7 protein-coding genes are annotated in these 11,893 nt (G+C 67.4%); 2 read left to right on the top strand and 5 right to left on the bottom strand.

Features of this window, described 5'->3' with window-relative positions; translation table 11 throughout:
• Positions 1-75: 75 nt before the first annotated feature.
• The 5 genes from Q0082_RS06465 to Q0082_RS06445 form a co-directional block, all read right to left on the bottom strand.
• Entirely contained in the window at positions 76-2,148 is a 2,073-nt protein-coding gene (locus tag Q0082_RS06465) for a TolC family outer membrane protein (RefSeq protein ID WP_298191001.1), read from the bottom strand.
• 80 nt (positions 2,149-2,228) lie between these two features.
• Complete coding sequence (locus Q0082_RS06460) at positions 2,229-2,576, bottom strand: PilZ domain-containing protein (protein ID WP_298190999.1); 348 nt, start codon at positions 2,574-2,576, stop codon at positions 2,229-2,231.
• The gene (locus Q0082_RS06455) at positions 2,576-4,231 is read right to left on the bottom strand and encodes a hypothetical protein (RefSeq protein ID WP_298190997.1); all 1,656 of its coding nucleotides are present in this window, start codon (positions 4,229-4,231) and stop codon (positions 2,576-2,578) included. Before Q0082_RS06455 ends, Q0082_RS06460 begins: the two co-directional genes overlap by 1 nt.
• A gap of 47 nt (positions 4,232-4,278) precedes the next feature.
• Positions 4,279-5,007 carry a hypothetical protein gene (locus tag Q0082_RS06450; protein ID WP_298190995.1) on the bottom strand — a complete coding sequence of 243 codons (729 nt, stop codon included), beginning with the start codon at positions 5,005-5,007 and terminating at the stop codon, positions 4,279-4,281.
• Positions 5,008-5,099: 92 nt separating this feature from the next.
• Complete coding sequence (locus tag Q0082_RS06445; RefSeq protein WP_298190993.1) at positions 5,100-7,364, bottom strand: ATP-binding cassette domain-containing protein; 2,265 nt, start codon at positions 7,362-7,364, stop codon at positions 5,100-5,102.
• 157 nt (positions 7,365-7,521) lie between these two features.
• Here Q0082_RS06445 and Q0082_RS06440 point away from each other — a divergent pair, with 157 nt between their 5' ends.
• Together Q0082_RS06440 and Q0082_RS06435 are read left to right on the top strand one after the other, a co-directional pair.
• Complete coding sequence (locus Q0082_RS06440) at positions 7,522-8,928, top strand: HlyD family type I secretion periplasmic adaptor subunit (RefSeq protein ID WP_298190991.1); 1,407 nt, start codon at positions 7,522-7,524, stop codon at positions 8,926-8,928.
• A 240-nt stretch (positions 8,929-9,168) separates the two neighbouring features.
• Positions 9,169-11,823 carry a TonB-dependent receptor gene (locus tag Q0082_RS06435; RefSeq protein ID WP_298190989.1) on the top strand — a complete coding sequence of 885 codons (2,655 nt, stop codon included), beginning with the start codon at positions 9,169-9,171 and terminating at the stop codon, positions 11,821-11,823.
• Positions 11,824-11,893 lie beyond the last annotated feature (70 nt).

The raw sequence follows: 11,893 nt of genomic DNA, 5'->3' as shown, positions 1-11,893 counted from the left end.
GGCGCCCGATCCTAGCGCCGCGAAATTAGGGCTTGGGCTGGGCGAGCCTCCGGGATTTCCCGTATGCGTGCGGGCTCAGTCGTCACTCCCGGGCGCGGGCTGCGCGAGTTCGGGCAGCGGCTGGCCGCCGCTGACGAGATCGAACAGGCCGCCAAGCTTCTGCAGCACGCGGTATTCGGCAGCGCGGAGCGCGATGAGATTGGCGGCCTGCTTCGCGCGCGCGGCGAAGAGCAGCTGTTCGGCATCGAGCAGATCGAACACCGTGCGCCGCCCGCCGCGGAACTGCTGCTTGTAGAGATCGGCAACGCGCTCGGCCGAGGTGATTTCCGCTTCGATCGTGGCGATCTTCTCGCGCGCGGCGCCGAGACTGGCGTAATCGATGCGGATGTCCTGCTCCACCTCGCGGCGGCGGCGATCCAGTTCGTAATCGGCCTGGCGCAGCCGCGCGCCGATGCGGCGCTTGGTCGCGGTGGCGGCACCGCCGTTGTAGAGCCGGTAGGAGAACGTCACCATGGCCCGCGCATCGACCGCGCGCCCGGTCGAGCCGAGCACGTCCTGCCGGTAATCGCTGGCGATGGTGAGACCGAGACGCGGCAGCGCAGTATCGGCCTGGCTATCATACTGCTTGTCGAGCGAACGGCGATCCTCGACCGCCTGCGCGAGGCGCGGGCTGCGCGTGTCGATGAGATCGACCGCGACATCGGCGCTTTCGGGCAGCGCTGCGCCGGCGGCGGGCACTTCGGCGGCGGGCAGCGGCATGTGATCGGTGAGGCGCTTGTAGGCATTGCGTGCCTGTTCGAGCGCGCTTTGCCGATCCAGCAGCTGCGATCGCACGTTGTCGAGCCGGGTCTGCGCGCGCTCGACATCGGCGGGGGTGGTGAGGCCGAGGTCCTTCTGGACGGTGACGATGCGCAGGATCTTGCGCACCGAGGCGATCTCAGCATCCGCCAGCGTGACGAGCTTCTGCTGGAGCAGCACGCCGAGATAGGCATTGGCGATATCGTAGGAAATCGCCTCGATCCGCTCGCGCGTGCCCCATTGCGCCGAGCGGTAGCTGGCCCGCGCGCGCTTGATGTCGTTGATGGTGACGCCGAAGTCCCACAGGTTCTGGTTGAGCGCGATCGTCGCCTCGCTGCGGAAGCGCTGGGTGGGAGCCTGCGGAATGTTGCGCGCGAACTCGCGGCCCCAGGCGCCTGTCACGTCGACGCGGGGGAGGTAGTTGGCGCGCGCCTCGTCGACGCCGTAGCGGGCGTCGTCCTGCTGGGCGAGCGAGATCTGGATTTCCGGGTTGCCGCGCAAAGAGGCGACGATCGCATCGGTGAGCGATTCCGTCTCGGCCGGGTTGGCAGGCGCAGCCGGAGCAGCGGGCTCCTCTGCATCGATGGCGGCGGGATCGGGCGTTGCAGATGCAGGCATCGGTGCAGGTGCGCGGGCCGGTTCTGCAGGACTGACCAGTTCGGCAAGCGGGCGCAGCGCGGGGAGCGGGCCGGGGCCATCGAGGCGGGAGAGCACGGCTGGCTGCGCGGGATCGAGCGCGGGGAGTTCGGCCACAGTGGTCTCGGCGACAGAAGGCTCGACGCCGGAGGTCTCATTCGCTGCGGCAGCGGGAAACTCGGGCGCAGGCGCCATATTGGCAGCAAGGGTCGAGCCATCGGGCATGGGGCCTTGTGGCAGCACCGGGGCGCGCGGTGCGGCGAGCGCCGCAACCGGTAGCGGCGGGACAAGATCGCTGAGTATGGCGGGCGCGAACGGAGCCGGGAGCAGCGGCCGAGCCAGCACGAGCCGGATCACCGGCTGCGCTTCCAGCATCGGCGGGGGTGCCGGCGGGGGCGCTGGCGGGGGTTGGGGCTGTTCAGCGGCAGGTTCGGTACGAGCTGGCAGCCGAGAGGACGCATGACCCGGCCCCACGCCGGCCACTGTGACGAAGTCGCCTCCCTCGAGCCCTTCGAGGGCATAGGCCAGCGGCGGCGCATGCGGCACGCCCTCCGGCGCCACCGCAGGCTCTGCCGCGCCGGCCGCGGAGACCGCAAGCGATCCGCCGGCCATAAGGGCGGCAGCGAGCGCCGTGAGCGGCGGATGGGCAAGGAGATGCGGCACCTTGGCTTCCTTCATGACCTTTTCGATCGCGACCCGGTGTGCGGCCAACATGGTTAATGGCCGCGCAAGCAGACCCTAGGGGATAGCCCTTTGGCGCCTGCCGGGACGGACGCAGGGGTCAGGCAGCTTAGTCAGGCAGGCTCGATTTCTGCCGTGTGGTGGGCGAGCAGATGCGCAAGCTCGCCTTCGGTAAGCGGCGTCTCGAAGCGGACGCCGAAGCCGAGCGGTGATGTCGCCACGATCTCGCCCGGGAGCGCGAGGCCCGCGACCTGGACCTGCACCGCATCGCCGCGGCGGTTCATCAGATAGGCCAGGCGCGGGCGGAACATCGCGCCGCCGCGCGACAGGTTGATGAGGCGGCCCTCGTAGCTCACCATCTTCTCGGTCAGCACGATCTCGCCATCGATCCGGCAAGCGTGGCGCTCATCGGCGCGCGAGAACACCGGGCGGCGTCCGAACGGGTGAAAATGCAGCGCCATCACAAGGCTCCGCGCTGGGGGGTGGACGGGATTATAGCGCTGGCGGGCTGCTCCGGCGCAGGATCTTCGAAGCGCATGCCGAGACGGCGGCGCAGCCGGTCCATCTGGGTGCGCGCATCGCCCAGCGCGATGGCATCAGCTTCGGAGGGGCTGCCCGCCTCGAAGGCAGCGGCAAAGGTTTCAAACGAGGCGCGATGCTCGGCGCTGCGCATGGCGAGCCGGGCGATGGCATCGCGGTGATGCGCCTCGGCAACCGCAAGCCGCTCCAGCCGCCGATCGAGCCGTGCGCCGAGTTCGCGCATTGCGCGGCGATTGGCCGCAAGGCCTGCGTGCACTTCGCGGCGCAGGCGCCGGGCTTCGACAAGCTGGCGGCGCGCGGGGCTGCGCGGCGAAAGCCCGAGCGAGGCCGCGAGGCGGGCCATCAGGGAGGGCGGCGCGTCGGACGCGGTCTCACGCAGCTCGGGCGAGACGCGCGGAAGCTGCTGCGCCTCGCCCGACAGCGTGATCAGGTTATCCAGCTGGCGGTGGATCTCGTCGCCATCAAGCACTGCCGACCGTTCGGCAAGGACGCCGAGCGCGGCGAGCGTTGCGCGGATATGCGCGCGGTCTGCCGCGGCATCCTCGTGCAGCGTGGTGATCTGGGCCAGCATGGCGGACTGGTTGTGCGCAAGCTCCGCGACGGCATCGGCCACCGGGCGCAGGATCCGGCGCGGGTCGGACAGATCGGCGACCACGTCGGAGAGGGCACCGACGGCACCCGCGAGCCCGACGATCTCGGCCCGGCTGGCCTCCGCGCCGTGGGCAAGGCCGATGATGGCGGCGCGCAGCTCGGCGAGTTCGGCCGCGCCCGCCTCGATCGCGCGGCGCACCGAGCCGAAATCGCGGCTGGGGCTGGCGACGGCTTCGCTCTGGCCGGATTCGAGTTGCGCAAGGTTTGACAGCCAGTGCTCGAATTCATTGCGCAGCGTCTTCATCGCGCTCGTCATGCAGCGTTCGAGCGCGCCAAGGACCATCGAGGTCATCAGGCCGAACAGCGACGAGGAGAAGCCGACCGACATGCCGTTCAAGGGGGCCTTCATGCCCTCGATCATCTTGCCGAAGCTGTCCGCCCCGGCCGCGCCAGACAAGTCCATCGCGCCGATCAGATCAGAGACCGAGTGGACCGTTTTCATCAGGCCCATGAACGCGCCGAGCAGGCCGAGGAAGACCATCAGGCCGGAGAAGTAGAGGATCGTCGACTTGCGATCATTGATGCGCTGGTCGACATCATGGAGCAGCGTCTGGACGGTGTCCGCGCCGATCTCGAGATTGTCCTGCTTGCCGAGCTCCTCGGCGATCAGGCGGTAGCCCTGGCCGAGGAGCTCGGGTTCGGAGAAGACCACCGCCGGCTGCGCATAGGGATCGCGCGGACGCTTGGCTCGCTCGCCGTAATCGACCTGGAGCGCGCGCAAGGCGACGACCTCGTTGCGCAGCGAAAGAACGTTGCGGAAGGCGATGCCCGCCGCGACCCCGAAGATGGCGAAGATCGAGAGGTTGAGCGCCATCTTGGCCTTGATGCCATCGATGACGAATTCGTGGGCATAGATGCCGAGCCCGATGAGGACCGCCATGATGACGGCCATCTTGACGAGTTCGGCACGCAGCTTCTTTTCCATGGCAGTGGATCCGGAGGCGGAACCGGGGGCGGAGCGGAACGCGGCGATCATGGCTTGATCACCACGCGCACCATGTGCCCATCGGGAGAGGCCGCGTCGGTGACGCGGATCTGGGTTGTGACATCGGCGGGCGCGAGGCCTGCGCGCAGGAGCAGGTTGCGGGTCATCGCCGCGCGGTAGAACGCGACGCGCTGCGCTTCGGAGACCGAGCGCGTCTGCGGCGCAAAGGACCAGATCTCATACTTCGTGCCAGGCCGCGCCTTGCTCCTGATGAAACCGACCACGCGCGCGGCATTGGCATCGTCATAGGTCGCGGCATTGGGTGCGAAGCCGATCTTGAGCAGGGTATCTGCAGTCTTGACTTCGACACCGCTGACATCGGTCGGCTGCTCCTCTGCCTTGACCTGCAGCTTCAGCGTCTCGGGCGTCTCGCGCGTGCGGATCGAGAGGCGTTCGGCGCCGTCGGTGACCGTGGGAGAGCGCAGCACCGCGCCGAGTTCGGAAACCGAGGTGCCGGGAGCGGCATCGCGCGGGGACAGCACCGGCACTGCGCCCGGGGCGCAGGCAACGGGTTTGCCGTCCTTGCCGACATTCTGCTTTTTCTGCTCCTGCTCGATCAGCTGCTGCTTGAAATTGGCAATCACGCGCTGCGACAGTTGCATGACCGCGGCGCTCATGATCACGAGCAGGAACGTTACCACCATGATCACGGTGGTGAGCACGTCCACGAAGGCCGGCCAGTGATTGACTTCGCCATCGGCGGATGCGCCTGCCACGTCATGCTCCTTCGGAGGGCGGCGCAAGAAGGCGCGGCGCCATGCTTAACTGGCCATAAGCCATCGTGCTTAAGGGGTCTGGGCGAGGCCGCTCAGGCCGCTTCCCTAGGGGGCTGTTTACCATTCGCTTCCCCGTTGCGGCCCGCCTGCTGGCTCGCGAGCTGGGCCAGGACTTCGGCTTTTGGCCGGTCCGCCACGATGCGGCCTTCCTCGAGCCAGATCACCCGATCGACGATCTCAAGCAGGGCAAGCCGGTGCGTTGCGACAACCAGCGTGCGTCCCCGCGTCGCCTCTGCCAGCCCGGCAATGACCGCCTGTTCGCTGGCGATATCAAGCGAGGCGGTGGGCTCGTCGAGCAGCAGCACCTTGGGATCGCGCACCAGCGCGCGGGCGAGGAGGAGCGACTGGCGCTGGCCGCCCGAAAGCGCCGCGCCGCGCGCGCCGACCTGGCGCATGTAGCCCTCGGCCGTGCGCGCGACGAAACTGTCGAGCCCCGAGCAGCGTATCGCACGCTCGACCACCTCGGCCTCGGGCTCGGGCATGCCAAGCAGGATGTTGTGCCAGACGGTGCCTTCGAAGATCATCGCATCCTGCGCGCTGTAGATCACGTTCTGCCTGAGGTGGGGGATGGCGAACCGGTCGAGCGCATGGCCATCGAGCGTGACCAGCCCCACTTCGGCGGGCACGAGACCGGCAAGCAGCTGGAGCAGTGTCGACTTGCCCGAGCCCGACTTGCCGATCAGCGCGACGCGTTCGCCCGCGCGCAGGCTGAAGGTGAGGCCGGCAAGGCTCGGCGCGCCACTGCCCGCGAAGGTGTGCGAAAGACCCGCGACCGCGAGCGCGCCGCGCACCGGGGCAAGGCTGACGGCTGGATCGGAAACGTCCCGCTCTGGCTCGGTCTGGAGCAGTCCTGCGAGCGCCTGAAACTGCGCGAGGCTCTGGTAGGCACGCGCAAACATGCTGACAGTGGCGGCAACCGGCACCATCGCACGGCCGGTGAGCAGCACGACCGCGATCAGCGCGCCGGTCGTCATCAGCCCGGCCTTGATCTGCAGCACGCCGATCACGACGACCATAACGGTGACGAATTGCACGAGCAGGCCCGAGGCGGATGCGGGGAGTTCGGTCCAGTGCCGCACGTGCTTGCCCGCCATCGCGAGATGGTCCGAGATGAGATCCCATCGCCCTTCGAACAGACCCTCGGCATGGTTCGCCTTGATCGTGGTCCAGCCGGTGGTGAGTTCGGCGGTAATGTCGCTGCGCGCCTGGACGAGCTTCGAGGTGCGGCGACTGGCGAGCTTGAGCGCATAGTTGCAGACCGTGCCGACGAGGATCAGCCCGAGCGCGCCGAGAATGGGGCCGAGCACGGAAAACCCGCCGATCGCCGCAATCAGCGCAAAGAGCAGGACGACGAAAGGCAGGTCGACACAGAACGTGGCGATGGCACTCGGCACGAGCAGCGAGAGCTGTTCAAGATCGCGCAGGGCCGTCAGCATCGCGCCGAAGCCCATGCCCGGCGTCGGCTTGCGGGCGCGCAGAACGGTGATGACCGCGCGGTGCTGCACGGCCTGCCCGACGCGGGTTGCCACCGCATCGACAAAGCGCGCCTTGATCTTCTTGAGCAGCAGTTCGAACACCAGCACCAGCACGACACCGATGGACAGGGCCCAGAGGCTCTCGATCGCGAGATTGGGCACCACCCGGTCGTAGATCGCGCGCATGTAGAGCGGGATCGCGAGCGCGCAGAGATTGAGCAGCGCGCTTGCCACCAGCATCTGCCCAAGCTGGCGGCGCTCGGCGAGATAGGCGCCGAGCAGCCACGCGCGGGGATTGCGGCGGATGAGGTCGCGTTCGTGCGCTTCGCTGGCGCCGCTGACCGGATCGACCGGGCCGCTGTGCAGTGCATCGCCCGCCAGCAGCGGGCGCAACCCGGCATATGGCACCACCTGATCACCCGCAGCATCGCGCACCGAAACCTGGCCTTCGCCGCACAGTGCGATGAGGAGCACCGCGCCGCCGCTGGCAAGAGGCAGGAGCAGCGGCAGATCCGCCGCTTCCGGGGCATGACGGCCGAGCGGGCGCCAGTACGCTTCCAGCCCGACACGCGCGAGCGCCAGCGGGGCGAGCTTTATTGCGATGCCTTCCTGCGCCATCGGCAGCGCCGCGCCGAGCGTGGCGGAGCCGGCCGCAATCCCCCGCGCGGTCGCGAGCGCCTCGAGCGCGGCAAGCATCGGCAGGGGGCTGATGGCGGCAAGGCCCTCGGCGCCGGGCCGCGGGGCCGGCGCAGGGCGTCGGAAGATCCGGCCGAGCATGCCGGCGGGGCTGGCATCGGGCTGGGCGGAAGGCGAACTGGTCATGGCAAGTACCCTGCTTTCGAGCCGGGAGTGCCAGTTTATGGAAAATGCGGGGTAAAGCGGGCCTTACGGGAATGCGCGTAAGGGGGGCTCAAGGCGAAACAAGGATAATGAACGGTAAATGCGTTGGTAACACGCCAATCCTACCAGGGGTCTTGCCATGCGCCTTGCGCGCCTTCGCCAATCGCTCATCGTCTCGCTCGGCGGGGCCAGCCTGTTCGACGAACTGCGCCCCGGCGAGGCCGAGGCCATGCTGGGCGGCAAGCTGGTGCTTGCCAGCCAGCCGATCGGCACCGCGATGCCATGGAGCGCGCGGATCGGGATTGGTGCGCCCTCGCGCCTGCTGAAGGCGCTGGCGATCACCTTCGCGCTCGTGCTGCTGTGGATGGCGCTGTTCACCGTGGACAAGGTGACGCGCGGTGCGGGTCGCGTGCTGCCGCAGGCGCAGAACCAGCTGGTGCAGCACCTCGAAGGCGGGATCGTGAAGGAGATCCTCGTCCAGGAAGGCCAGCGGGTACGCAAGGGGCAGGTGCTGATGCGCATCAGCAATGCCTCGACCGGCGCAGCCATCGAAAGCGCGCGGACCGATCTTGTCGCGAAGCGCATCATCCTCGCCCGGCTCGATGCAGAGATTGCCGGCGCCGGGAGCTTCGTGCCGCCGGTCGAGCTTGCCGCGCAGGCGCCCGAGATCGCAGCGAGCGAGACCGGACTGTTCGCCTCGCGGCGGGCGCAGCGGATGAGCCAGGTGGGCGTGATCAACCAGCAGGCGCGCGCGAAATCGGCCGAAGTCGGCTCGCTCCAGGCGCGGCTCTCCAATCTGCGCAGCGAGGAGCGGCTGGCGATGGAGCAGCTCTCCAAACTGGAGCGCGCCTATGCCGAAGATGCCGTTTCGGAGCGCGACGTGCTCGACAAGCGCGCGGCGCTGCTTTCGCTGCGCACGCGGATTGCCGATGTGGCGAACCAGATCCCGCAATCCTCCGCAGGCCTTGGCGAATCCGCGGCGCGGCGCGGCGAGATCTGGGCAAGCGACATGGAACAGGTACGCGCGCAAGCCGCGCAACTCAGGCTCGAACTCGCCAAGGCTGACGAGCAGTTCGGCGCGGTGCAGGACCGCGTGGCGCGTGAGGAAATCCGTGCGCCGGTCGATGGCGTGATCAACCGGCTCAACGTGCGCAGCGCCGGCGGGGTGATCCGCGGCGGCGAGCCTGTGGCCGAGATCGTGCCGGCAGACAGCCAGGTCATCATCGAGGCGCGCATTGCGCCCAAGGACCGCAGCAATATTTGGCCGGGCCTGCCCGCGCGGATCAAGATCTCGGCCTATGATTCCACCGTCTACGGCTCGCTGGAGGCCAAGGTGGTCGATGTTTCGCCCGATGCGATCCAGGACCCGCGCGGCGGGCTCTATTACCGCGTGCGGCTTGATGCGGGGCGGGCGAGTTTCGGGGCGGGAATGCCGGTAATCCCGGGCATGACGGGCGAAGTGGCGATCCGTTCGGGCCGCCAGACGATCCTCAACTATGTGCTGGGGCCGCTGATCCGCATCTCGCAGGAGGCCCTGCGCGAGTAGGCGGGCCTTTCTCCCCGGCAGCGGCTAAGGCATTCAATCCCTAGCAAAAACGCCTGTGGCAGCGCCGCACTGACAATAGCAAAAATGTCACACAATGTCCGATTTCGCATTTGCGGCATCGGGATTGCACCCCAAAGCTGTTTACACTTTCAATCGAAGGAATATCCACGGCCCCATCAACCGGAGGCAGACCGGGGGGCTCTTCATGCTCGGCTGCTCATATCAGGGGGTATTCAATCCGTGCGAAATCTTTCTAACCTCGCGCTGCGCGGCGCACTGCTCGCGTCCGCCGCTGCCTTCGGCGGCGTTGCGGCTCCTCAGGCCGCCTTTGCGCAGGCCACTGCTGCGCCTGCTGATGATGCCGCCGCCGCGCAGAGCATCGTCGTCATCGGTACCCGCCGTACCGACCGCACCGTCGCTGACTCGGCCTCGCCGATCGACGTGATCAGCGCGGCTGATCTCAGCTCGCAGCCGACCGCGAACCTGCTGGACTCGGTCCGCAACCTCGTGCCGTCGTTCTTCGTCGGCCAGAACTCGATCTCGGACGCCTCGACCTTCGTGCGCGCGCCCTCGCTGCGCGGCCTTCCGGGCGACCAGCTGCTCGTCATGCTCAATGGCAAGCGCTACAACCGCTCGGCGCTGGTGCAGGTCTACAACGGTGGTGACACCGGCCTGTCGTTCGGCTCGCAGGGTCCTGACATTTCGGCGATCCCGGCGATTGCAATCAAGGGCCTCGAAGTGCTGCGCGACGGCGCGACCGCCCAGTACGGTTCGGACGCCATCGCGGGCGTGCTGAACTACGGCCTGCGCGACAACGGCGGCTTCGAGCTCGTCGGTCGCTACGGCCAGTTCTATGCCGGCGACGGCAAGAGCTATCAGGTTGCTGCCAACGCCGGCCTCAAGTCGGACCGCGGCTTCATCAACGTTTCGGGCGAGTACAACAACGACGGCCGCACGAGCCGCGGCGTGACCCGCCCGATCGCCGCGCGCTTCGCTGCAGAAAACCCGAACCTTGCCGACAAGCTGCCGTTCGCGCCGCTGCCCGCCCAGATCTGGGGCAACTCGCCAAGCGAAGGCTGGAAGGCCGTTGTCAACGCCGCCTACGACGTGACCGACAACAGCAAGGTCTATGCCTTCGGCAACTTCGCGCACGCCAAGGCCGAGCAGAGCTTCAACTTCCGCTCCTCGTACCAGGGTTCGAGCACGTTCGAGTTCGACGATGGCTCGGGCACGCTCAAGACCGGCACGATCGGCGGCCGCAACTTCTTCCAGGCGCCCTACTACAAGACGCAGTGCCCGGCCGGTAACCCGACCTGCCCCGCTGGCGCCTATGTCAAGGACGGCAACGTCTTCAACCTGACCTCGATCTACCCGGCCGGCTTCACGCCGATCTTCGTCGGGCGGACCGATCAGGCCTATGGTACCGTGGGCTGGAAGGGCAAGACCGACAGCGCGTTCACCTGGGACCTCTCGGCCTCGCTGAGCCGCAACTCGCTTGATCTGTCGATGTACAACTCGATCAGCCCCTCGTTCGGCGCTGACTCGCAGACCAGCTTCGAGTTCGGCAAGCTGATCCAGAAGGAATTCGACGCCAACCTCGACCTGACCTATGCGGTCGACGCCGGCCTCGCCAGCCCGATCACGTTCTCGGGCGGCGCGGAGTTCCGCCGCGAGACCTACACCTCGACCGAAGGCGACTTCCAGTCCTACGGCGCGGGCCCCTACGCGGTTGCGCATGATCTCTATGTCCAGACTGCGCCGGGCGTCTATGCTCCGACGGGTGAGAAGACCGCTGTCTACGATCCGGCAGCGAGCGGCTACGGCGGTACGTCGCCCAAGTATGCCGGCACTGCTCACCAGAACAGCTACGGCTTCTACGTCGGCGCCGAAGCCGACGTGACCAAGGAGCTCACGCTGGGTGCCGCGGGCCGTTACGAGCACTACGATTCGTTCGGTGGCCGCTTCGTCTACAAGTTCAACGGCATCTACCACGTGACCGACACGTTCGCGCTGCGTGGCACCGCCGGTTCGGGCTTCCACGCCCCGACCCCGGGCCAGAACAACACCGCGGTGCTGACCACCAACTTCCTCCAGGGCAACTCGGTGCAGGTCGGCACCTTCCCGGTGACGAGCGACGTGGCGAAGTACTTCGGCTCGAAGGCGCTCAAGCCCGAGAAGTCGACCAACTTCGGCTTCGGTTTCGTGTTCCAGCCCTCGAGCGCGCTGACGCTGACGGTTGACGCCTACCAGATCAAGGTGACCGACCGTATCTTCATCTCGAAGGCGTTCGTGGTCGGCGCAAGCGACATCGCTGCACTGCCTGAGCTCGCTTCGGTTGGCGTGGGCGGCAACGTCCAGTTCTTCACCAACTCGCTCGACATCCGCACCCGCGGCGTCGACGTGGTGGGCAGCTACCGGACCGATCTGGGCGGCGGCAAGCTGAACATGACGCTGGCCTACAACTACAACCGCAACAAGGTGACCAAGTTCGACGCGAACACCCTCGGCGCTGCTCAGAAGAGCGACGCGGAGAACCTTGCTCCGAAGCACCGCCTCAACCTCCAGGCCAACTGGTCGCTGGGCGACTTCTCGATCGGCGCCGCCGGTCGCTACTTCGGCAAGTGGCGGGTGGAGAGCGACTACCCCGGTCAGGAGTTCGGTGCCAAGGTCACGGCTGACCTCGACGTGAGCTACACCTTCATGGAAAACTTCAAGCTGACCGTGGGTGGCAACAACATCTTCAACACCAAGCCCGACCGGATCAAGGCTTCGACCTCGAACCCGATCTACACGCTGACCAACAGCACCGGCGACGGCCAGATCTATCCGCGTAACGGCGGTCCGTTCGGCTTCAACGGCGGCTTCTGGTACGTGCGTGCGAGCGTGAAGTACTAAGGGTCGGCGCAATAGCCAACCGCAAGGGGGCGGGGAAGTTTCGGCTTCCCCGCCCCTTTTCTTTTGGGCG

Origin of the sequence: Novosphingobium sp., from assembly GCF_027489515.1 — a bacterium.
Taxonomy (GTDB): Bacteria; Pseudomonadota; Alphaproteobacteria; order Sphingomonadales; family Sphingomonadaceae; genus Novosphingobium.
This window is presented reverse-complemented; position numbering and strand designations above follow the sequence as displayed.